Annotated in this window: 20 protein-coding genes and 1 pseudogene; 4 read left to right on the top strand and 17 right to left on the bottom strand. The window is 69.1% G+C overall.

Annotation, left to right across the window (positions count from 1 at the left end; all coding sequences use genetic code 11):
- Nucleotides 1-5: 5 nt before the first annotated feature.
- The 5 genes from AMK34_RS07400 to AMK34_RS07420 are packed head-to-tail and all read right to left on the bottom strand — an operon-like array spanning nucleotide 6 to nucleotide 5,319.
- On the bottom strand, nucleotides 6-2,429 hold the full coding sequence (locus AMK34_RS07400) for a phosphoketolase family protein (RefSeq protein WP_073843849.1): 2,424 nt from the start codon (nucleotides 2,427-2,429) through the stop codon (nucleotides 6-8).
- Complete coding sequence (locus AMK34_RS07405) at nucleotides 2,390-3,289, bottom strand: universal stress protein (protein ID WP_073843851.1); 900 nt, start codon at nucleotides 3,287-3,289, stop codon at nucleotides 2,390-2,392. Before AMK34_RS07405 ends, AMK34_RS07400 begins: the two co-directional genes overlap by 40 nt.
- Entirely contained in the window at nucleotides 3,286-3,891 is a 606-nt protein-coding gene (locus tag AMK34_RS07410) for a CBS domain-containing protein (protein ID WP_073843853.1), read from the bottom strand. The genes AMK34_RS07405 and AMK34_RS07410 overlap by 4 nt, the downstream gene beginning before the upstream one ends.
- Nucleotides 3,892-3,896: 5 nt before the next feature.
- Nucleotides 3,897-4,799, bottom strand: coding sequence for a universal stress protein (locus tag AMK34_RS07415; protein WP_073843855.1), 903 nt, complete (start codon nucleotides 4,797-4,799; stop codon nucleotides 3,897-3,899).
- Nucleotides 4,783-5,319, bottom strand: a complete 537-nt coding sequence (locus tag AMK34_RS07420; protein WP_073843857.1) for a flavodoxin domain-containing protein — start codon at nucleotides 5,317-5,319, stop codon at nucleotides 4,783-4,785. Before AMK34_RS07420 ends, AMK34_RS07415 begins: the two co-directional genes overlap by 17 nt.
- Before the next feature lie 224 nt (nucleotides 5,320-5,543).
- Between AMK34_RS07420 and gap the strand changes: the two genes are divergently transcribed.
- Entirely contained in the window at nucleotides 5,544-6,554 is a 1,011-nt protein-coding gene (gene gap, locus AMK34_RS07425) for a type I glyceraldehyde-3-phosphate dehydrogenase (protein WP_073843859.1), read from the top strand.
- Nucleotides 6,551-7,498, top strand: a complete 948-nt coding sequence (locus tag AMK34_RS07430) for a DUF3048 domain-containing protein (RefSeq protein ID WP_083649763.1) — start codon at nucleotides 6,551-6,553, stop codon at nucleotides 7,496-7,498. Before gap ends, AMK34_RS07430 begins: the two co-directional genes overlap by 4 nt.
- Nucleotides 7,499-7,510: 12 nt before the next feature.
- Here AMK34_RS07430 and AMK34_RS07435 read toward each other — a convergent pair whose 3' ends face one another.
- Nucleotides 7,511-8,512 (bottom strand): zinc-binding alcohol dehydrogenase family protein, encoded by a 1,002-nt coding sequence (locus AMK34_RS07435; protein WP_073844654.1) that lies wholly within the window; start codon nucleotides 8,510-8,512, stop codon nucleotides 7,511-7,513.
- Nucleotides 8,513-8,645: 133 nt separating this feature from the next.
- Between AMK34_RS07435 and AMK34_RS07440 the strand changes: the two genes are divergently transcribed.
- Nucleotides 8,646-8,939 carry a DUF4342 domain-containing protein gene (locus AMK34_RS07440; RefSeq protein ID WP_073843861.1) on the top strand — a complete coding sequence of 98 codons (294 nt, stop codon included), beginning with the start codon at nucleotides 8,646-8,648 and terminating at the stop codon, nucleotides 8,937-8,939.
- Nucleotides 8,936-9,586, top strand: a complete 651-nt coding sequence (locus tag AMK34_RS07445; protein WP_073843863.1) for a LiaF transmembrane domain-containing protein — start codon at nucleotides 8,936-8,938, stop codon at nucleotides 9,584-9,586. Before AMK34_RS07440 ends, AMK34_RS07445 begins: the two co-directional genes overlap by 4 nt.
- Here AMK34_RS07445 and AMK34_RS07450 read toward each other — a convergent pair.
- The 11 genes and pseudogenes from AMK34_RS07450 to AMK34_RS07495 form a co-directional block, all read right to left on the bottom strand.
- Nucleotides 9,564-9,956 carry a DUF6292 family protein gene (locus AMK34_RS07450; RefSeq protein WP_338020555.1) on the bottom strand — a complete coding sequence of 131 codons (393 nt, stop codon included), beginning with the start codon at nucleotides 9,954-9,956 and terminating at the stop codon, nucleotides 9,564-9,566. The two genes, AMK34_RS07445 and AMK34_RS07450, sit on opposite strands and share 23 nt — an antisense overlap.
- Nucleotides 9,957-10,035: 79 nt before the next feature.
- Nucleotides 10,036-10,665, bottom strand: a complete 630-nt coding sequence (locus AMK34_RS43915) for a CHAD domain-containing protein (protein WP_443111199.1) — start codon at nucleotides 10,663-10,665, stop codon at nucleotides 10,036-10,038.
- A gap of 308 nt (nucleotides 10,666-10,973) precedes the next feature.
- Nucleotides 10,974-11,737, bottom strand: a pseudogene (locus AMK34_RS43920) (tyrosine-type recombinase/integrase); the annotation flags it as partial.
- Between the two features lie 185 nt (nucleotides 11,738-11,922).
- Nucleotides 11,923-14,085: a DUF6461 domain-containing protein gene (locus tag AMK34_RS07465; protein ID WP_073843868.1), complete on the bottom strand. Its 2,163-nt coding sequence runs from the start codon at nucleotides 14,083-14,085 to the stop codon at nucleotides 11,923-11,925.
- 198 nt (nucleotides 14,086-14,283) lie between these two features.
- Nucleotides 14,284-14,448 (bottom strand): hypothetical protein, encoded by a 165-nt coding sequence (locus AMK34_RS43380; RefSeq protein WP_241832707.1) that lies wholly within the window; start codon nucleotides 14,446-14,448, stop codon nucleotides 14,284-14,286.
- 459 nt (nucleotides 14,449-14,907) lie between these two features.
- Nucleotides 14,908-15,216 (bottom strand): hypothetical protein, encoded by a 309-nt coding sequence (locus tag AMK34_RS43130; RefSeq protein WP_198941666.1) that lies wholly within the window; start codon nucleotides 15,214-15,216, stop codon nucleotides 14,908-14,910.
- A gap of 144 nt (nucleotides 15,217-15,360) precedes the next feature.
- Nucleotides 15,361-16,959 carry an ABC transporter substrate-binding protein gene (locus tag AMK34_RS07475; protein ID WP_073843872.1) on the bottom strand — a complete coding sequence of 533 codons (1,599 nt, stop codon included), beginning with the start codon at nucleotides 16,957-16,959 and terminating at the stop codon, nucleotides 15,361-15,363.
- A 10-nt stretch (nucleotides 16,960-16,969) separates the two neighbouring features.
- Entirely contained in the window at nucleotides 16,970-17,872 is a 903-nt protein-coding gene (locus tag AMK34_RS07480) for a serine hydrolase (protein ID WP_073843874.1), read from the bottom strand.
- Nucleotides 17,869-19,257, bottom strand: a complete 1,389-nt coding sequence (locus AMK34_RS07485) for a serine hydrolase (protein ID WP_073843876.1) — start codon at nucleotides 19,255-19,257, stop codon at nucleotides 17,869-17,871. Before AMK34_RS07485 ends, AMK34_RS07480 begins: the two co-directional genes overlap by 4 nt.
- Before the next feature lie 138 nt (nucleotides 19,258-19,395).
- Nucleotides 19,396-21,021, bottom strand: coding sequence for a PucR family transcriptional regulator (locus AMK34_RS07490; protein ID WP_073843878.1), 1,626 nt, complete (start codon nucleotides 21,019-21,021; stop codon nucleotides 19,396-19,398).
- Nucleotides 21,018-22,493, bottom strand: coding sequence for an amidohydrolase family protein (locus AMK34_RS07495; RefSeq protein WP_073843880.1), 1,476 nt, complete (start codon nucleotides 22,491-22,493; stop codon nucleotides 21,018-21,020). Before AMK34_RS07495 ends, AMK34_RS07490 begins: the two co-directional genes overlap by 4 nt.
- Nucleotides 22,494-22,556 lie beyond the last annotated feature (63 nt).

A 22,556-nucleotide genomic window follows, 5' to 3' on the forward strand; every position in this document is an offset into this window, starting at 1 on the left:
ATCCGTCATGCTTCCCACGTCCAATCGCGGACCTCGGGAAGATCCTCGCCGTGCTCGACGATCCACCTGCGATGCCGTACATGCGCGTCCGTCATCAGCTGCCGGACGGCACCCGCACGGGCGAGCAGTCCGGGCACCCGGTCGATCACATCGGTCACGAGCTGGAAGCGGTCCATGTTGTTGCGCACCAGCATGTCGAACGGTGTCGTGGTGGTGCCGTGCTCGATGTAGCCGCGCACGTGGAGGTCGTCGTGGTTCGCTCGCCGGTAGGCCAGCCGGTGGATCAGCCAGGGATAGCCGTGGTAGGCGAAGATCACCGGCCGGTCGGTGGTGAACAGGGCGTCGAATTCGCGATCGGTCATCCCGTGAGGGTGTTCCGCGGCGGGCTGCAGGCGCATGAGGTCGACCACGTTCACCACCCGGACCGCGAGTTCGGGCAGGTACTCCCGGAGGATCTTGGCCGCCGCGAGCACCTCGACCGTGGGCGCGTCGCCGGCACAGGCGAGGACGACGTCGGGTTCGGAGTCCGGATGGGTACCCGCCCACTCCCAGATCCCGGCACCGCGTGCGCAGTGCACGGCCGCCTCCTCGCCGTCGAGCCAGACAGGGCTGTCGTTCTTTCCCGCCACGATCACGTTGACGTAGTCCCGGCTGCGCAGGCAGTGCTCGGCGACCCAGAGCAGGGTGTTCGCGTCCGGGGGAAGATAGACCCGGACCACTTCCGGGCTCTTGTTGGCGACATGGTCGACGAATCCCGGGTCCTGGTGGGAGAAGCCGTTGTGGTCCTGCCGCCAGACGTGCGAGGTCAGCAGGTAGGTCAGGGACGCGACCGGCCGCCGCCATGGGATCTCCCGGTGCACCTTGAGCCATTTGACGTGCTGGTTGAGCATCGAGTCGACGATGTGCACGAACGCCTCGTAGCAGGAGAAGAGGCCGTGTCTGCCGGACAGCAGATAGCCTTCGAGCCAGCCCTGGCAAAGGTGTTCCGACAGGATCTCCATGACCCGGCCGTCCGCGGCGAGATGTTCGTCGACGGGTTCGATCCCGCACAGCCAAGTCTTTCCGGTCACGTCGAACACCGCATCGAGGCGGTTGGAAGCGGTCTCGTCCGGGCCGAACAACCGGAAGTTCGCCGCCTTGCGGTTCAGCGCGAACACATCCCGCAGCCAGCGCCCGAGCACGCGCGTCGGTTCGGCGACCGCGCCGCCCGGGCGGACGAGCGGGATGGCGTGCGCCGACACCTCCGGCAACCTCAGCGGCCGCAAGACGAGGCCCCCGTTGGCGTGCGGTGACGAACCCATCCGGAGGTCGCCCCGCGGGATCAGCGCGGTGACCTCGGACGTCGGCCTGCCTTCTTCGTCGAAAAGCAGTTCGGGCCGGTAGGAGCGCAGCCATTCCTCCAGTTGCCTCCGGTGCTCCGCGTTTCCGCGCGCGTCGGGGATCGGCACCTGATGCGAGCGCCAGCTGCCCTCGACCCGCTTATCGTCCACAAGGGACGGACCGGTCCAGCCTTTGGGGCTGCGCAACACGATCATCGGCCAGGTCACCTGCCCCGCCGGCCCGGCCGCGGCGCGGGCCCGCACCTGGATCCCGTCGATCTCGTCCAGCGCGCCGTCCAATGCCGCGGCCATCGCCTGGTGCATGACCGCAGGATCGTCGCCTTCGACGTACCGCGGGGCATACCCGTAACCGCGCAGCAATTCGTCGAGCTCGGTGCCGCTGATCCGCGACAGCACGGTCGGGTTGGCGATCTTGTGGCCGTTCAGATGCAGGATCGGCAGCACCGCACCGTCGTGAGCGGGATTGAGGAACTTCCCCGAATGCCAGCTCGTGGCCAGCGGGCCGGTTTCCGCCTCGCCGTCGCCGACGACGCAACCGACGACGAGGTGCGGGTTGTCGAACGCGGCCCCGTAGGCATGCGCGAGGGAGTAACCGAGTTCGCCACCTTCGTGGATCGACCCCGGCACCTGCGGCGCGACGTGACTGGGCACCCCACCGGGGAAGGAGAATTGCCGGAACAGTGTTCGCAGGCCGCTCTTGTCGTAGGAGACCTCCGGCCACGCCTCCGAGTAGCTGCCTTCGAGCCACGTGTTCGCGTACAGCGCCGGACCGCCGTGGCCGGGTCCGGTCACGAACATGGCGTTCAGGTTCCGCCGCACGATGGCCCGGTTGAGGTGGACGTAGACGAAGTTCAGCCCCGGAGACGTACCCCAGTGACCGAGCAGGCGCGGCTTCACGTGCTCGGGCTGGAGCGGAGTCTCCAGCAGCGGGTTGTCCATCAGGTAGATCTGGCAGGCGGCGAGATAGTTCGCCGCCCGCCACTGAGCGTCCACTTGGGACAACTCGCCCGAAGTCAGGACCGCCGGAGCGGCAGGTGCGCCGAGAACGGTCACCGCGACTTCTCCGGCCGGACCACCATCACCGGGCATTCCGCGTGGTGCGCGAGCGCCTGGCTGGTCGAACCGAGCAACTGCCCGGTGAATCCGCCACGCCCCCGGCTGCCCACGACCACCAGCTGCGCCTTGGCACTCCACTCCAGCAGCGCGTGCCGCGGCCGGTCCTCCACGAGGACCCGCTCGACCTTGACGTCCGGATACTTCTCCTGCCAGCCCGCGAGACGCTGCGCCAGCAGCCGACGTTCCTCTTCCTCGATCGACTCCCACTGCACGACGAGCCTCGCCATCCCGTATGCGTCGTCGTAGGTGACGTCCCGCCACGCGTGGACCACGACGAGACCGGCCTTCCGCCACGCGGCCTCTTCGAAGCCGATCTCCAGGGCACGCTCACTCAGCGGGCTGCCGTCGAGCCCCACCACGATCGGCCCCTCCGCCGGATACGCGGTGGTGTTCTTCCGGCCCCGCATGACCACCACGGGGCAATGAGCGTGCGCGACGACCGCCGACGCGGTCGAACCGATCGTCATCTCCCCGAAGAAGCCCTTCCCGGTGCCGCCGACGACCACCATCGCCGCCGACTTCGACGCGTCGATCAAGGTGGGCACCGGCGAGTCCGCCGGCATCCGCGTGTCCACCTCGACGCCGGGCGCCACCGAATGCGCCTGCGCGACAGCCTCTTCCAGAACCCGCTTGCCTTCCTCGGCGAGGACGTCGTACCACGGGGTGGGGCCCGCCAACCCGGCTCCGTAAGCCAGCTTGTCGACGCGCAGAGCGTGCACGATGAGCATCTTCAGCAGTCGTTCCTCGGCGACGGCGGCGGCCCACCGCACGGCCGCCCTTCCCGGCTCGGTCCCGTCCACCCCGACGACGATCTTCCGGTCCGTCGTGTTCATCGTTCGTCCTCCTGGTAGGTCACTTTCGCTTCCACGACACCGGGAACCGCCTCGGCCAGCAGCTTGGCGACGTGACGATCGGTGTCGTTGTCGTAGGCGTCGCCGATCCGCACGACACCGTCGCGCGCTTCGACCGTCCACCGGCCCGGGCCGCCGTAGATCGCCAGGTGATGGCGGACGTCCGCCGCGATCGCCTCGTCGGAGCGGGCGAAGGCACGCACGAAGTCGCCTCGCGTGAGGATTCCGACCACCTTGGCACCGTCCACAATGGGCATCGCGCGGATACGTCCGTCGAGCAGAGCCCTGCCGACATCGGCGGCGTCCGCGCCCGTGCTCATCCCCGTGGCGGGCGTCGTCATCACCTGGGCGACGGTCAACCCCGGCCTCGGCCGTGCCTCGTGCTCCGAGCCCGAGCGGACGTCGTGCGGGAACCGGTTCCTGATGAGGTCCGCCTCGGTCACGATGCCGATCAGCCGCTCGTCCTCGTCGACCACCGGCAACGCGGTGAATCCGTTCTCCGCCAAGAGCTCGGCCGCGTGCTTGGCCGTGGTGCCGGGCGTCACCGTGACGACCGGCGCCGACATCAAATCCCGTGCTCGCATGCTCCTCACTCGCTTTCTCGGCCGGTCAGAGCCGGACGGACGACGGCCACCGGGCAGTCCGAGTGCGCGACGAGGGCCTGGCTCGTCGAGCCGAGCAACATCCCCTGGAACCCGCCGCGGCCCCGCGATCCGACCACGAGCAGCTGGGCGCGCTCGCCGAAACCGAGCAGGGCACGGACCGGGCGGCCCCGGGCGATCACCGTCTCCACGGTCAAGTCCGGGAACTTGGCCAGCCATGGCGCCAGCTGCTCATCGGCCGCTCGCCGCTCCGAGGATTCGACCGCGTCCGGATTCACTGTCAGAGCCGACTCGTGCTCGGTGACCTCGTTCCACACCCGGACGACGATCAGATCCGTGCCACGGAGCGACGCTTCGTCAAAGGCGAAGGCCAACGCGGCGTCACTCGACTCGGAACCATCCGTGCCCACGACGACGGGGCCGGCCTCCGGTGGAGCGTCTTCCGGGCGTTTCCCTCTCGCGACGACGACCGGGCAATGACCGTGCTGCGCCAACGCCACCGCGGTCGATCCGACCAGCAGGCCGGTGAACCCACCCAGCCCGCGAGAGCCCAGCACGATCATGGTCCCCGCGTGCGACTCCTGGATCAGCGCCGCCACCGGAGCCCATTCCCGTGCCGCGGTCTCGACGACCAGGTCCGGATAGCGCTCGGCCACCGCATCACAGGCCTCCGCGAGCCATCGCGCCCCCTGCGCCTCGAACGCGGACCGGATCGCCTCGGCCGACGGCACCACCCCGGGCATCCGCACCGGAGGAACGACGTACACGTGGACCAGCCGGAGCCGCTTTCCCCTCTTGGCCGCCTCACCTGCCGCCCACACCGCGGCCCGCCGGGCGGACCCCGAGCCGTCGATTCCCACGACCACCGCGCCTTCAGCCACGCTCGACATGGCCACTCACCTCTCTCGTCCGAGCAGGCGTCAAGGCGGCGGCGACTTCGCCCGCCCAAGCCCGCACCGCCGGCCAATCCCGGTGGTCACCGTCCTTGACCCGGAGCGCCGTCACGACCGCTCGTTCGGCGAACCGCAGCAGACTCCGGTCGATCCGGCCCGGGAACACCACGTGCCCGCGTGCCCCGGACGACACCATCAGCCCGGCCACATCCACGGGATCCTCCGCGGGCTTCGGCGGCGTCCCCACCGGGCCGCTGGAGAAGAGCCACACCTTCTTGGCCCTGAGGGCCTCGGCGTGGTCGCCGACGACGTCTCTGGCCGCCTCGAGCCATTGCCCCAGATAGACGCCACTGCCCACCAGAACGACGTCGAACTCGTCGACCGTCGTGACATCCTCGGCCCGCGACACCCGCACAGTGGCGTGTCCGCGCAACTCCGAAGCGAGGGCGCGGCCGATCTCCTCCGCGATCTCCCAGGTCCCACCGTGGCGGCTGGCCGCCGCTACGAGGATCTTCATTTCGCTCTCCCGTCTGGTCACTTCCCAGCTTCGACCAGTGAGGAGTTCAGGAGGAGAGACGGAAGTCCCGGCGAGCCGGGCCCACAGTCCCGGCTCGATCGCCGAAGCGGCGCGACGTCAGCCCGGCGGTCGTTGGCCCGGCCGGCAAAGGACCTTCGTCTCTACGGCTCCCTCGGATGCCGAGCAGATCATCAGTGCACCGAAGGACGACAAGGGAGACGATCATGACGGTACGGCTCGGGATCAACGGCTTCGGCAGGATCGGGCGGGACATCTTGCGCTGTGTGCTGGAGTCACCGGAAAGCCCGATCGAAGTGGTGGCGGTCAACGACATCACCTCACCCGAGATGCTGGCCCACCTGCTGGTCCACGACTCCACCTACGGCAAACTCCGCACACCGGTCGAGATCGTCGACGGCGGGGCTCTCCGCGTCGGCGACCACCTCGTCCAGGTAACCGCGGAGGCCGATCCGGCCCGTCTGCCGTGGGGCGAGTACGGCGTCGACGTGGTCGTCGAGTCCACCGGGAAGTTCCGGACTCGGGAAACGGCGGGCGCGCACCTGGCCGCCGGTGCCAGGAAGGTCGTCATCTCCGCACCGGGCAAGGACGTCGACGCGACGATCGTGCTGGGCGTCAACGAAGGTGACTACGACGCCGCGAACCATCACATCGTCTCCAACGCGTCATGCACGACCAACTGCGTCGCGCCGATGGTGAAGGTTCTGCACTCGGCTTTCGGTATCCGGCGTGGGCTCCTCACCACCATTCACAGCTACACCGGCGATCAAGCCCTCCTGGACCGTCCGCACAAGGATCCGCGCCGTGCCCGTTCGGCGGCGGTCAACGTGGTGCCCACCAGCACCGGCGCCGCCAAAGCCATCGGACTGGTGATCCCGGAACTGGCGGGCAAACTCGACGGGGTCGCGGTGCGGGTGCCGGTCGAGGACGGCTCGCTGACCGACCTCACCGTCGAACTCGAGCGCCCCGTGACCGCGGACCAGGTCAACCATGTGTTCGCCGAAGCCTCGGATCGTGCTCTCAAGGGAATCCTGCGCTACACGGAAGCACCCGTGGTGTCGCGCGACATCATCGGCGACCCCGCGTCCTGCGTATTCGACGCCCAGCTGACCAAGGCCGACTCACATCTGGCGAAGGTCTTCGGCTGGTACGACAACGAATGGGGCTACGCGACGCGCACTGTCGAACTCGTGGAGCTGATCGGGCTTAACCTGTGAAAAAGACCTGGTGGATCGCGACGACGGCGGGAACGCTGGTGCTCGCAGCCGTCGTGGTCCTGGTCGTGCGGGAGTCGTCCGACCCTTCCGGCACGCATCCGTCCCCCTCGTCCAGCGAAGCGCCCGTCCCGGATCGTCGCGCGATACTGGCCGTCAAGATCGACAACGTGGCGGCCGCCCGCCCGCAGACCGGCCTGGGCATGGCGGACCTCGTGTACGTGGAACCCGTCGAAGGCGGACTGACCCGGCTGCTCGCGCTCTACCGGGGCAGTCCGCCGGCGGTGATCGGACCGGTGCGCAGCGCGCGAGCCACCGACCTCGGCCTGCTGGCCCAATTCGGACGCCCCGCGCTCGCCTATTCCGGCGCCGCGCCGGAGCTGCTGCCGGCTCTGCGTTCGGCATCACTCACGAGCGCTTCGCCCACGGAAATCCCGAACGCGTACTTCCGCGACGACTCCCGGCCGTCACCGCACAATCTCTACCTTCGCCCGCAACAAGTCCCCGACGGCGAGGTCGCGCCGCAGGGCGCGTTTCCCACCGCAGGCGCCGCACCCGGATCCGGCACGGCGGCCGCCACCGCGGCGATCCGCTATCCGGCGGCCGCTTTCACGTTCACCTGGTCGGTGGAATTCGGTCGATACCTGATCGGTCTGGACGGCTCGCCACTCACCTCGGTGGACGGCGGCAAGGTCGGCGCGGCGACGATCGTCGAACAACGGGTCGCCGTGCGGCTCGGCGAACGCGGGGAGACCGGCACGGTGCCCAACTCCCCCATCGCCCAGACCGTCGGCACCGGGCAGGCGACGATGTGGCGGGACGGGCAGCGGTTCGCGGGTACCTGGAGCCGTACGACGGCAACGGCGCCGACCCGGTTCACGACCGCGTCAGGGCAGCCACTTCCAGTGTCCGATGGTCCTTTGTGGATTCTGCTCGTTCCGGCATGACCGGCGCGGCGGTCAGCCGACCCGCAGCACGGCCGCGCCGTTGACCCGGTCCGCCGCAAGATCCGCGAGCGCCCGATCCGCCCCGTCCAGTGGGTATGGCACCGTACTCACCTCGAGGTGGTGGGTACCCGCGAACGCCAGGAACTCCCGCGCCTCGGCGCGCGTGTTCGCCGTGACGCTGCGCACCTGACGTTCCTGGAAGAGGTGCCGCTGATAGTTCAGTGGCGGGACGTCGGAGAGATGGATCCCGGCGAGCGCCAGTGTCCCGCCTCGATCGAGAGCCTCGAGGGCGGGTGGGACCAGTTCTCCGACAGGCGCGAACAGGATCGCCGAGTCCAGGGGCTCCGGCGGCGCCTCGGCGGCCGCGACAGCCGAGGCCGCTCCGAGAGCCAGAGCCAGCTTCCGGGCTTCCTCGCTGCGGGTCATCACGTGCACGGTGGCGCCACGGGCGATCGCCACCTGGGCGGTCAGGTGGGCACTTCCGCCGAACCCGTAGATCCCCAGCCGACCGCCCTCGGGCACTTGCGCCCGCTCCAGCGCGTGGTAGCCGATCAGCCCGGCGCACAACAAGGGCGCGAGCTCGTCGTCGGTGTATCCCTCGGGCAGCGGAAGAGCGTAAGCGGCCGGTACGACAGCGAATTCGGCGTAGCCCCCGTCTTCGTCCCAACCGGTGTAGCGCGACTCCGGACACAGGTTCTCCCGGCCGCGAAGGCAGTATCGGCACCGGCCGCAGGTTTCGCGTAACCAAGCGATTCCGACCCGGTCGCCCGTACCGAAGCCGGAGACGCCGTCCCCCACGGCGACCACCTCGCCGACCACTTCGTGGCCCGGAATCACCCCTGCCCGATGGACCGGCAGGTCACCCTCGGCGACATGCAGATCGGTGCGGCAGACCCCGCACACCAGCACCTTGACCAGCACCTCCCCGGCGGCCGGTCGCGAAACCGGAACCTCCGCCCACTCAAGCGGGCTCGAAGCCATCGGCCCGGGCCGGGCGACCCGCCATGCGCGCATCTTCACGAACGGCCTCCTCCGCCGGAAAGTCCTCCGTTCAGCATCGTGCGCCTTTCGGCCACGGGGAAGGACCGAAGGTCACTGCCGCGCGGCGAGCCGAGGCCTCACCGTGGAACCGGAAGGGAGAGAAACCATGACCGTGCAGAAGGAAGACCGGCAAGTAACCGAATCCGCGGCGCCGAAGAAGCCGAGCGAAGTGTTCACCGAAAAGGTGCAACGGCTCGTCCGCGAGGGCAACGTCCGGCGCATCGTCGTCAAGGACACCCAGGCGCGGGTGATCCTCGATGTCCCTGTGAACGCCGGCCTGGTCGCCGCGGTTTTCGCACCGGTCGTGACCGCGGCCGGCGCGATCACCGCGCTCGCCGGCCCCTGGTCCATCGCGGTCGAACGCCGCGGCGACCCGGCGTCGGAAGAGAAGCCGTCATGAAACCCGTTCGCTTCTGGGTCGGGCTGGTCTTGGTCGCCCTGGGCGTGTTGGGGATCCTCGACGCGACCGGCGCCCTCGAGACCGGCGGCTTGCTCGGCGCATGGTGGCCGGCGTCCTTGGTCGGCCTCGGCATTGTCGCGATGCTGTCCCAGCGGCGAATGTCGATCGGACCGGCCGCCGTGACCGTGATCGGGCTCATCCTCCTCGCGGGCACCCTGGACCTGGCGGAAGGTGGCCTGTGGTGGCCGGCCCTGCTGGCGGTGGCGGGATTCGCCGTGCTCGCCGGACTTCGCCGGGAGCACAGCACCAGGACACCGCTCGTGATGTTCGGTGGAGCGACCACCAGGGAACAGTCCCGCCACCTGCGACACACCGACGTCTCGGCGATCTTCGGCGGTTCGACGCTCGACCTTCGTCAAGCCAGGATCGACGAGGGCGCGACCGTGGACGCCTTCGCCTTGTTCGGCGGCGTCAAAGTCCTGGTACCGCGGGGCTGGCGGATCTCACTCGGCGGCCTGCCGTTCATGGGCGGTCTCGAGGACAAGACCGACAGCACCGGTGACCTCCCGGCGGACGCCCCGGTACTCGCCGTGAACGGGACCGCGATCTTCGGCGGCGTCGAAGTCACCAACACCCCGGAGAAATGACGAAGTGACTGCGCGGTGCCGTCGCGGCCCAGATGTCGCGCCGGTACCGCAGCAGCCGAGCCTTCACGTGGTCGCGATCGGCTCTCGGCTCCGGCGGGACAGAGGTGGAGGACGCGCCACCGGCGGATTGGATCGCGGTCACGAATCGGCCGACCGTGTCCGGTGAGGGCACGAGTTCGCCTCCGAGGTAGGCGAGCACCAGCAGGTCCTCTCCGGAATGGGTCTCCATGGCGAAGGCCCAGCCGTGGCGCTCGTCCCACAGCAGGGCCATGTCCCGATCCGGATATCGGGGCAAGCGCACGTCCAAGGCGACATACGCCGACATGGGCTGCTCGAGGTCCATCGAGCAGGACTCTTGCCCCACTCCCATCACGGTGCTTACCGCGCCCAGGTAGCCAGCCAGGCCGCACCGGAGGTCATGATCGAATTCGATTCCGGTCAGCAGGGAATCACCCTCCGTCGGGTCTGTGCGTCACCGGCCACTTCGGACCGGCCTCGCCAGACCGTACGAGTTCGCCTCGTTCGAGGGATGGCGCAGTTAGGCCTCTGGGCGAAGGACTTTCGTCCCTCGCGACGTCGGGTGCTAAGTCCATAACAGACGAAGTGCACGGCGGAGATCGCGCCAGGTCTCCGGCAGCGCGGCCACGCATCGATCGGCGTTGGCCGTCTCCGGTGCCCGGACCGCCGCCAGGGTACCGTCCGCGACCTCCAAGGCACCCAAGAGCTCGCGGGCGACGACCGCGTCTTGGAATTTCGCCGAGAAGGTCCTGGAAGGCACGCAGTGCCGGCTTGGCATCGACCGGCAGCGCCTCCGCGCCCGCCTCCAGCGCGTACCGCAGCCGCTTGGCCGCCTTTCGTACACCGTGAACGGCGCGGTCACGTTCCGGACCAGCCGGTCGCGCGTCGTCACCGGACACGCGAGCGTCGACTTTCTCGGCCATGGCACGAACCCGGTGAGGAAGTACCCGCTCGGCGGGCCGCCGTGCCGCTTTGGGCCACTGCTGCCGGTGCCTCTCGCTCAACACCACCTCAAGGACGTCCAAGGCGATCAACAACTGCAGTTCGTGGGACGAGTCCACCAGCAACAGACGACAACACGACCGGGATGACGAGCCGCGGTCACACGCGCGGCGATCCAGTCGTAGGAAGAGCCGACCAGCACGACCGAGGATAGTTCGAGCATATCCAGCAGTGTGGTCAGTTCCTTGGCGAGCACGAGTGGTGTCCGCAGCAGTGGAGGTGTCGGATCGCTCCAGCCGACCCCACCGCAGTCAACGGCGTAGAGGTGGTGATGTCGGCAGACAGGGCGCCGAAAACCTTCTGTTTTTGCAGGTCTCCGGTCTCTAGTTCCTCCTCGTTGGGGCGGCTTCGAACGCGTTTCGTCGCGTTCCGGGATTCCGTCCTCGGCCAGCCAGGTGCTGTGGCTGTGCCGGCCTTCGTGGAAGGTGAAGGTCGGCAGGATCGGCTGCACCACTTCTGCCGACCGCGCGTCTTCAGCGTCACTGCCGGCCCAGACCGGGCGCCAGTACCGGTTGCGGAAGTTCGACCGCCGCAGCGGCGCGCCCTCAGCACTGCAGAGCACGAACGGGAAGCCGTGGCTGTCCATCATTTCTTCGTAGAAGACCGCGATACTCGGCGGCAACTCCACGCTTCGCGTACCCGCCGGAGTCTTCGTCCGGCACTTCTTCGCGCGGCCACCCTGCCGTCGCGGCGTCGCCGGGCGAGTCGGCCGCGGACCCAAGTCGGCAAGCCGCGAAGTATCTACCCGGCGACCGCCTTTGAACAGACGTCCACCGATCTCCTTCAACGGCTCGCGGATCTGGATCGTCTGAGCCTCACTGTCGTACTCATGCCGCTGCTGACCGACCAACTCTCACCATCGCGACCCGGTGTAGAAGTCGAGCAGCCCGAGAACGAACCCGGCGAGCCGAGCCCGCTCTCGTAGAGCCGCATCGACGCCCTCGTCCGCGTCGTGCAACTCCGAGAGCCTTTCTCGATCTCGACGTAGCTGTTGAAGATTCCGGCCAGCGGCCATGACGACCACTGCGGGAGTAGATGGTTGTCCAGAAAGGACCGGTACTTGGCCGATGTCGTCGGCTCCAGCCGCGGACAAAGGACAAGCCTGCTCAGCACCGGGACACAACGAGTCACGTTCCAAGCCCTGGCCTCGCCCCAAGAGAACGCGCTCATCACCACCGACGACTTCGTCCAGTTGATCCGGCTGGCACTGGATTCCACGGCGAGGTCAAACGGGCGCCTGGCCCAAGGTTTCCTCACCGCACGCACCGGTATTTGTGTCCTCGGCTCGTCGAGGACTGAACTACGAGTGCCAGCTGCTACCGCTGGCGAACTACTCGGCGCGCGTGCTCCAGCAGGTCCTCACCGCCCGGTCCGGCCGCGTATCGTGCCGCGGACAGCGCACCGATCGCGGCGGCCAGCGGATCCGGATTGGTCGCGTTGTGCAGCGCCTGCCATAGCCAGGAGTGCTCCCGATACGCCTGCAGCTGCGATCGCCTGGCCGCGAGTTTCGCCTCCCGGCTCAGCCGGCGCTCCGTGAGCACTTCCGCGATGACCGGGTCTCCGGTGACGCCGGCGTGCTCGGCCACGGCCGACGCCGCCCGCCAGGCCAGCTCCCGCAACGTTTCCTCGGGTACGAAGGCCAGCCGATCGGTGTCCGCCCCAAGAGGACCATGACCGGGGAACGCGCGCGAACCGTCGGCGTCACGTGCCTCGGGATACAGCTCGGGCAGATGCGGCAGGATGCGATAGGCGACGTCCTCCTCGACCATCCGCTCGAGATCTTCCTTCCGCAGCCGGTATCCGATGTACCGCTCGATGGCGAGCAGGCCCTTTTCCAGTCTGTCGCGATAGCCGCCGAAGTCCAGGCCTGCCAACGCCCGGTTCACCTCAGGGTCGGCGATCTCCTCCGAGTATCCGAGTTCGGACGACGCGAGCACGTCCCCGTCGTCGGCGAAGGACAGCCGGGTCACGGCGTTGATATTCCAGAACAGGCTGCCCGTGCGACCTTCCCGTGACAACGGCTCCAGCACCGGCCGGTACGAACCTTGGAAACCGTTGAACTCGACGGCAAGCACCCCGCCTTCGACCGGAAGCACGGCCACCCAGGGATCGAGGTCGTACGCCGTCGCCAACTCCTGCGCGGACTCCGGTTCCGCCGGGTCCGCACCGAAGGCGCGGAGCACCTCAGCGGGTGAGGCGCCTCCGACCACCGTGACTGTCGCCGCCTCACCGAGCATGCTCTGACGGATCCACCGATAGGCGGCCTCCGGGGGCGCCTCGATGTCGGGCACGGCTTCACCGCGGACGACGTAACCGAGCCGGTCACCGCGTTTGTGCACGATGTCCGGCCCCGGCGGCGCCTGCCAAAGCATGAGTTCGTAGCGCTCGCGCTCCTCGCCGTCTCGGCCGATCGCGTGCACCCGCACACGGAAATCGCCCGGCCACGGCGGTGTTCTCACGTGCCGCCGCGAGTCACTTTCGCTCAAGGTGGCGTCGCCCCGTTCCGCCCGCCAGGAGAACTCGACGACCTCGTCCCACCAGTCGAGTTCCACTTCGTCCGGCGCTCTTTCGAGGATCCGCGTCGACACCGGCACCTGGCCCTCCCCCAGCCCGGTCCGGACGGCGATCCCGCCGGGGACGGCGACGGCCAGGCCATTCCCGCTGAAGTCGGGCTCGCCGAGGACAGTGTGCTCGGCCAGGGTGAACCGATGTCCCCGCACCGAGGCCGAACCCGACGCCGACACCGGCAGAACGTAGTCGGCACGGCGTTTCTCCAGCAGCGCAGCCGCGTACGCCGACGGCATCGGACTTTCGCTCAACAAAGCCGAAACAGCGCCCAACGCCACACCGACGACGGCTGCGGACGTCCCCGCGAGGAGCGGAGCTCCAGCCCTCCGCAGCACCGGCGCGGCGGCCGCGACGGCCAGCGCGAGATGCGCCGCTCCGTGCGCCGCCGCCAGTTCTTTTTCACCGGTGAGCTCCGACGGGGGCTCAAGCAGCGGGACCAAGGCCTCGTGCCCGGCCAGTTCCTCGACCAGCGCCACGATCAGTGTGGAAAGCCCAGGCCGCAGCTGATCGAGCAGGCGCACCGCGGTGACGGTCTCGGCGCAAGGCCCGCCGATCATCCCGAACCCGAAGGCATGCGGCGTCTCGTCCGGCCCTGGCACCGCTGCCTCGACCTCGTACGGAATGGGGACGGTCAACGCGTCCACCGTCAGTTCCAGCGCGCCGAGCAACCGCTCGGAGACAGGTTCACCGAGCGAACGCAGCCTGCTCAACGCCGCGGATTCGCCATGTCCCATAACCAGCGGTCCCACCAAGAGGCCGAAGACGTCCGGCTTCGCATCCGGCGCTCCCAGCCTGCCGAGCGCCGCCGCAGGACCGCGCGGGATCCGACCGCGCAGTATCGGGACCAGATCCGCGACCACCGGCACGAGTGCATCCGCCAGCCCCGGCGGAACTTCCCTGTATTCCTCCATTTCAACCCCCAATGCTCGACAACGCACGCACAGTAACGAATGCCACCGACAGATTCTTCCCACATCCACCCACGGCCTGACCCGCCACTACACGCGCAAGCTCCCGGCCATCTGGGATCGGCAGACCGAAGTCGTCAGGGCCAAGGCGCCTTGCAGGGGTACGCACATTCGATCAACCTGCAGCAAAAGAGCGTGGCGTCACAACGGACACCGATCGCCCCTGCCTTCGCGTGCAAGTGCCTCATAGAGCACCTTCTCAAGGCGTACCGGCGTGACACGGCTGAGATCGGCGTACACGTCGGAGATCAGAACGAGTGCTTCGCGCACGACGTCGGGATATTCCGGGGTCTGGTCGGGGTACACGATATCGAGGGGATCGGCTTGCTCCAGACACCAGCAGGATCGCCATGGTCCGTGGGAAAGCTCGGTTCACAACCGCATTGAATGCCACATGTTGTTCCGTGGTATTCAGCAGCGCCCAGAAAGGAGGACTGAGCGGGCGCAGGTCTTCCGAGCGTGTTCCCCCGTCGAAATCAGTTGCTGTCCAGGCGAGGGCTTCCCAATCGATAACCGCCGCTTCGGCGCGGACCAGCCGGGCCGCCTCTTGTACGGCGTGAGGTTCGGGCAGGCGGCCGAGGCTGCGAGCCATACCTTCGCCGAGGATTTCGCGCATCCGTCCGATAGATACTCGGTCGAGGTTCCCGTTGACGTCTGCCAGGAGGACGAGAGTCTCCGCGATCACGTTGTTGTCGCCGTCCAAATTCCCCGGGCGGGCGATGTCGTAAGTGGACACCGTTGCGAAGCAGTCGGCGAGAAGGCTGGTCAGGCGGGGAAACCGGCGATACAACACGTCGCGCACGATGCGGCGTTCGTCCTCTTCGACCCGCTCGGCTTCGGAAGCCGGTTCCGCCTCGGCGCGTTCACCTGGGCCCAGCGCACGCCGGGGATCTCCGCCAGGGCTCGTTCCACCCGCCGGGCGACACGGGCGCCCTCCGGTCCCTTCAAGCCGTACGTCTCGATGTAGAGCCTGCCGGGACACGACCAGACCGCCCGCCGCTGTCCACGTCCCGGGATGCCTTCCAGTGGAAGGGGTGCCAGCACGTCCACGGTCTCCAGGTCCGTCCGCGGCATGCGGCATCCTCCTCACGCTCGGTGGCCTTGCGGATCTCACCGGGTGCCCGGCACCGGAGCGTGGAATCCTCTTTCCCCCCTCAAGAGGGTGACGGAGTCGATCAGCCCCGGAGCATGTCACTCGCTCCGGGGCTGATCCGTTCATCAGGCATACATCCGGATCGACGAGGGTTGGAGGAAGGTGTTCGAGATCTCGAACCGCGCCTTGTTCCCGAAGGTCGGGAGTACGGAGTTCGCGAACTGTGCGACGTCCTGGTCCTCGAACAGCGCCGTCTCCGCGGCCAGCCAGTCCGGGCAGCCCGCGGTCCCGACCTGGGTGGCCGCCTTCGCGACCAGCGCGTCGTACCGCGGGTTGTCGATATGCGCGAAGTTCGTGCCCTCGGGCGGGCGGCTGCCGGAGACGAACGGGGTCAGCTGGCTCGGCAGGTTCAGGCTGACCGGCGCCAGCGAGAGGTCCCAGTCGCCGGAGGCGAACAGCGTCTGGCTGGTCGCCGGGCTGTCCAGGCCCTTGAGTGTCACGTCGACGCCCGCCTCCTTCCAGCCCCGCTGCATCAGCTCGGCGGCCGGTGTCATGGTCGCTCCGATCTGCGTGCCGTAGATGGCGGTCAGCGCGAGGCGTTTGCCGTCCTTCGTGCGGATGCCGTCCGGTCCCGGCTTCCAGCCCGCCGCCTCGAGCGCGGCCTTGGCCGCGGCGAGATCGAAGCCGGGGACGTGCCCGGTGGCGGAATCTCCGGTGCACGCCGCCGGTTCCATGGTGATCAGACTCCGGACCGGGGCGCCGGCGTCCCTGGTCAGCACCTTGGCGACCTGGGCGAGGTCGAGTGCCTGCACCAGTGCGCGGCGCATCGTCTGGTCCGCGCCGAACCGGCCGGGTGCCTGGTTGAACCACAACTCGCCGAGTGCCACGGTCGTGTCGGCGTGGAACAGCCCGCGTGCCCGCAGCCGCTGCTGGTCCGGCCCGATCACCTGGGCGGCGTTGAGCTCGCCGGACAGCAGCAGGTTCGTGACGGTGGTCATGTTGGGGATGACCCGGATGATCACCTTGTCCGGCAAGCCCTTCTGCCGCGGATCGAAGGCGCCGGGGCCCCAGTTGTAGTCCTTGCGCCGGGTCAGCGTGTAGTGGTCGTTCGGGACGATCTCGGACACGGTGAACATGCCGGTGCCGTTCTCGCCCCTGGCCAGCGTCGCGCGGTCGGCGAGGCCCTTCGCGCAGACGATCGGGATGTTGCCGATGTTGCGCAGCAGGAACGCGTCCGGTGCCCCGCTGGTGACCTTCACCGTGCCCGCGGAATCGTCGGCGACCGCTTTCGTGCCCACCTTCACCGTGTTGCCCGCGATCGGCGACTTGTTCGCCGGGTCGCCGATGAAGTCGATGTTCGCCGCGACGTCCTTCGCGGTGAGCGGGCTCCCGTCGGGACAGGTGATGCCTTCGCGCAGGGTGAAGGACGCGGTGGTCGTGGTGGCCTCCCACTGCGTCGCGAGGCCCGCCTCGGGTTGTCCCTTGCCGTCCACGCCGAGCAACCCGTCATAGAGGTAGCGGCCGATCTCGCCGGCGATCGAGAGCACGGTGAGCGCCGGGTCGAGCGTCCCCGGATCCGAGCCGACGGCATAGGTGAAAGTCTTGCCGTCGGCCAGTGGCCGGTTCGCGTCCGGGTCCGTGCCGGAGGGCGCCGGTGCGGAGCACGCGCTCACGGTCAACGCGACCACGACCGCCGTCACGGTGGTGTGCCGGGCAGTTTTCATGGGAGTTCTCCTACGGTGTCACGTTCTCGGCGGCGAGGTGGTCGAGCGCCAGCCGGGCGGCGGCGCCGATGGACGCGTCGACCTCGGGAAGGCGGTCCTCGAAGGAATGGGCGCGGGTGAACACCGCGACCGCGAAACGGCGGCCCTCGGGCAGGGTCACCACTCCCGCTTCGTTGCGGATGCCCGGCAGCGTCCCGGTTTTCGCGGCTATCCGCACATCGGAGGGGAATCCGGCGGACAGCCGGTGCGGCCAGATCTGCTGGGCCATGATCGCCCGAACGCGTTGGCATGCCTCGGGTTCGCCTGCCCGGTCGGTCCAGATCGCGTCCAGCAGTTCGGTCGTCTCGCGCGGTGTCGACGAGGTTTCCCTTTCCGGGTCGCACATCGACAGGTTGCGTAGCTGTTCGTCGGTGGCTTCGGCCAGCAGCGCGTCGATTTCGGCGAGGTCGGTCCCGCCGAGTTCGGCGAGCCCGATGCGGAACGAGTCCTCGCAGGAGCCGATCAGGCGGGTACGGGTCAGCCCGAGGTCGGCGACCACCCGGCAGATCGTCTCCTGGCCGATCCGGTTCCAGATCAGGTCGGTCGCCGCGTTGTCGCTCATCGTGAGCATGAACCAGGCGAGGTCGCGCCAGGTCATCTCGACGTCGTCGGCGCAGCCCGCGGTGCCGATGCCGCCGATCCGGTACCGCGCGGTCACCTTCGTGCACTCGGTCTCGTCGAGCCGTCCGGCCACCACTTCCCGGGCGTAGGCGAGCGCGATCGGGATCTTGAAGACCGAGGCGAGGACCACTTGATCGTCGGCGCCGACCGACACCTCGGCGCCGTCCGGCACGCCGATTTCCCTGGCGTGCAGCGAACCTTCGGCGCCCGCAGCGGCGAACACGGCTTCGATCCGTACGCGGATGTCGTTCACCGGGTCACCCGCCGGTCCGCGCGTCCGGTGTGGAGGAACCGGGCCCGGCCGGTGCCATCGTCGCCGACGAACTCGTGGGGCATGTAGGCGCCCGGGAGTTCCGGGACGACGGCGACGAAGGTTTCGCCGTGCCACGGCAGCAGTTCGACCGTGCCCGAGGGCTCGTCGAGTTCGGCGAACTCCCCCTTCGGGGTGCGCCGCAGCCAGAGCCTGCCGCCCTCCTCGGTGACGACGGTGGAGACGACCCTCGACGAGTATTCGCCCACGTACCGGGAAAGATCGGCCGGCGCCGCCGCGGGATCCGGCTCGGGCAGCGGTGGAACCGTGATGCCGGCGAGTTCGTGCATCAGCTTGGTGGCGACCTCGTGGTAAGCCCGCAGCGCGGCCCCTCCGTTGGTCAGCAACGCGAACGCGACGTCGCGCTCCGGCGCTACGCGCAGGAAGGCGGACTGGCCGATCGTGCCGCCGTCGTGGCCGATCACCGTGCCGCCCTGCCAGCCGAAGTCCGCCCAGCCGAGGCCCCAGTACGCGCCCATGACGCCGAGATCCGGCACGGCGATCTGCCGCTCGCGCATGGCGCGCACCGACTCCGGCGACAGCACCTGGGCACCGTTGTCGGCCTTGCCTTCGTTCAAGTGCATGCGGGCGAAGGTCAGCAGATCGCGCGGGCACATGACCAGCGTCGCCCCGGCGGGGGCGTTGGAGCGGGCGAGCGACCAGACCTTCGTGGGTACCGGCTCGCCACCCGTTTCCGGCAGGTCGTGACCGACCGCGGCGCGATGGCGGACGGCGTCCTCGGCGCCGCAGCCGGCGTGGGTCAGGCCGAGCGGGCCGATAAGCCGCTCGCGCACGCAGTCGTCCCAGTACTCGCCTCGCAGCACCTCGACGATGCGGCCGAGCACGCAGTAGCCGGCGTTGCTGTAGGAGAACCGCTCGCCCGGCGGGAACAGCTGCGGCACGTCCGCCAGCAACGGGATGAGCTTCGCCACCGCGTCCTCACCGGTTCCGGTGTCGGCGAAGACGTCACCTTCGAACCCGCCGGTGTGACACGCCAGCTGCCGGACGGTGATCGTGGCGGCGGCCTGCTCGTCGGCGAGCCGGAACTCCGGCAGGTAGTCGCGCACGGGACGGTCGAGGTCGACCAGGCCCTCGTCGACCAGCTGCATGATCAGCGTGATCGTCCAGACCTTGGTGATCGACCCGACCTGGAATACCGAGTCCTTTGTGGACTCCACCCCGGTACTCGTGTTCAGGACACCCGCCGCGTGCTCGACGATCTCGCCGTCGGCGAGCACCGCGATCGCGGCACCGGGAACCCGGTGCCGGTCCAGCAGGACGGCGAAATTCTCCCGGAGCCAGGTATCGATTTCGGAAATCTTCGACATGTGCACCTCTTGTCCGGTGTGGATGGTCCGGCGTTGCGGGAATGCTAGGTCCGGCGGAGGCGCCGGTTGTTCGTCCGGATCGAGGAGAGCCGAAGGGGAAGTTCGTCCGCGCGGAGGAACCCCGGGATCGGGAGAGCCTCAGGCCGTTTCGGGCCGCGTGCCGTGGAGCAGCAGATGCAGTTGCACCATCGCCGCGAACCGGTCCCTGGGGTCGTCGAGGTCGATGCCGCCTATCTCGGCCAGCCGTCGCAACCGGTAGCGGAAGGTGCTCGGATGCACATAGGCCGCCGCCGACGCGGCGTTGGTGTCCCCGAACGAATCGAGCCAGCACCGCAGCGTGTGCACGAACTGGGACTGGTGTTCCCGGTCGTAGGCCAGCAACCTCGCGATCGGCCCGCTCGCGACGTCGCCGCGGGCCGCGGAAAGGTCCGCCAGTTCGAGCATCAGCGCGTCGATGTGCGCGTCCTCCGCCGTGAGCACCCGCTTGGCGCCGCCGTTGGCGAGCAGCACCCGCAACGCCCGGTCCGCCCCGACGCGAGAGTCGTACAGGCCCGAACTGTCGAGCGCCGTCGGTCCGACGCCGATCGTCGCGGAGACCCGGTGCCCGATTCGTTCCAGGAACGCGGCCGCGACACGCACCGAGCGTTCCTGCTGATCACCGTGGTTCCCCGGCACGATCCCGTACACGACCTCGCCGATGAGCGCGACCGCCGATCGCGGCTGGACCGCGCTCAGATGAAGGGCGAGCGCGTCGGCGACGCGATGGCGTTCGGTGGCGAGCCGGGGGTCGTCGTCAGCCGAGTCGAGCAGACCCATGGCGAGCACGACGGCGGGCCGGCCGAGCAGGCCGAGGCGCGCGACGGCTTCCGGGGCCCCGCGCCCGCCTTCGAGGGCGGTACTCACCAGATCGGCTCGCAGCCGGCGTTCCACATCTTCTCCGGCGCGCAGCCGGAGAAGATGCAACGCCACGATCTTCGTGGCGTCCACCAGCGCCGCCTCACGTTCGTCGCTCAGCGCGTGATCGACCACGGCCCAGATCGAGCCGAGCACCTCATCGCCGGCCCGGACGGCGGCCACCACCCTGGGACGGTTCTCGCCATCGTCGTCCGGATGGAAATAGACCGGTCCCGCCTCGTGATAGAGGCGGTCGAAGAAGCCACTCTCGGCCAAGCCCCGGGTGTACCGCTCCGGCACCTGGCGGCCGAGGATCGTTTCGACCCGCGGCGGATCGGTTTCGTCCTGGCGGCCGGAGAAGGCGAGCACCCGCGAGTCACGGTCCTCGATGGTGATCGGCGCGTCGAGCAACGCGGCGATCGCGTTGGCGAGCGCGAACAGGTCGCCGGTCGGGATTCCGCCGAGTGCCTGCGGAGAGACGTCGCCGACGTCGCCCTCGGCCAGCAACGTACGGAGCATCGCGGCCAGCTGCGTCCACGACGCCCTGCTCGCCAGGCCGACCAACGCCACCCCGGAGGCCGCGGCCGCTCGCGCCAGCTCGGCCGGGGCGGAGACCGGCGAGCGCACGACCAGCGCGGACGCGCCGCGTCCGCCGAGTTCGTGCAGAAGCTTCACGATCTCACCGGATTCGCGCACCCCGACCCCGAGCACCACGGCCCGGTCGGGGAACTCGGCGTCGTCGTACGGGTCGTGGATCACCACGCCGCCGAGGGGACGCCGGGTGTCCCGGCCGACCGCGAGCGGTTCGAGGAGCACGTCCCCGAGTGCTTCGATGACGCGGTTCAGACTCGTATGCGGTTTCGCGTTCACCGCGGTTCACCGCGCAGCGGTCTGCCGGGGAACGCGTCGGTGAGCAGTCGCCCGTCGCGGACCACCGGAGTGCCCGAGACGAAGAGGTGCCGGACGCCGAGCGAAGGCCGGGTCGGGTCGAAGTACGAGGCGGTGTCGGTGATGGTGGCCGGGTCGAGGACGACGATGTCGGCGTCCGCGCCGACGTCCAGCCTGCCCTTCGCCCGCGCGGCCGGCGCGACCTCGTCCAGCACCCGCGCGGGCAGATAGGAGCAGCGGCGGAACGCCTCCAGCCAGGTCCAGGTGCCGGTTTCGCGCACCATCAGACGAAGCGCTTTCGAGAACGTCCCCGCCGTGCGCGGGTGTGTCGCCCCGCCCGGGGGAAGCGGCCATCGGATGCTGTCGCCGGCGCCGTCGGGCCAGTACACCGGCATCGCGTCGCTCGCGACGATCGAATCGGGGAAAGCGAGCGATCTGTGCAGCAGGGCCCGTTCGCCCGGATCCTGCTCGTCGAGCGACTCGAGAAGGCACGGCGCTCCCGGCGTCTCGCTCCGGACCTGCCGCAACCGCGCCTCGTCGGCGATCCGCTCACCGGTCTCCAGCAGGACCACCCGTGTCGGATCGAGGCCGTTCATCCGCAGCCGCTCCGGGGCGAGGAAGAACGCACCGACCGCGGTGCAGCCCGCCCCGTAGGGATAGGCCTCCACCGTCACCCGCGACCCGGCGGAGCGGGCGGCCTCCAGCGCGGCGAGCACCCGGTCGATGTGGTACCCCGACGTGCTGTTGACGTGGCAATGGTGCATCGCCGCCCCGGTCTCGGCCGCGGCGACCGCGATCTCCTCCGAACCGTCGACCGGCGTGTCCGGGTCGACCTCGACCAGCTCGCGAACGTGCGTGTACGTAGGCGCTCCGGCCCGCTTGGCAAGCCTCGCCAGGGCCAGGAACTCGGCCGGGTCGCTGGCGGGCGCGTACCCGAGAAGCACGCCGACGCCGAGCGCACCCGCCGCCAGCTCGTCTTCCAGCAGGGACAGCCAGGAAGCCAGTTCGGGTTTCGACGAAGACCGCTGCCAGGCCGGATCGCCCAGCACCGAAAGCGCGGTGGCGAAGTTCGCGTCCGGCTCGACCCCGGCCAGCACCTTCGCCCGGGCGAAACCCCAGGAAGCGGAGAAACCGTAGTGCAGCGGCCGCCCCGCCGAGGCCGCCTCCGCGTACGCCCGGCCGACCGGCATCATCCCGGCCTCCAGATCGAGCGCCGTGGTGACCCCGTCCATCGCCTGCAACCGGTGACCCGCGATCGAATGCACATGGCTGTGCAGATCGACGAAACCCGGCCCCACGAGGTATCCGGCGACGTCGATGGCGATCTGATCGTCGGTCTCCGGCAGACCCGGCCCGACGGCGACCACCCTGCCGTGATCGACCAGCACGTCGGCGGTGCCGTCGAACCCGGTGGCCGGATCGACGACGCGACCGCCGCGCAAGAGCGTGCGCATACCTGCCCTCCTAGCCTCGTTGGCGACGACACTAGGTCGAGCCGCGGGCGGCCCGTTCGTCCC

This window comes from Amycolatopsis sp. CB00013 (assembly GCF_001905755.1).
Lineage (GTDB): Bacteria > Actinomycetota > Actinomycetes > Mycobacteriales > Pseudonocardiaceae > Amycolatopsis > Amycolatopsis japonica.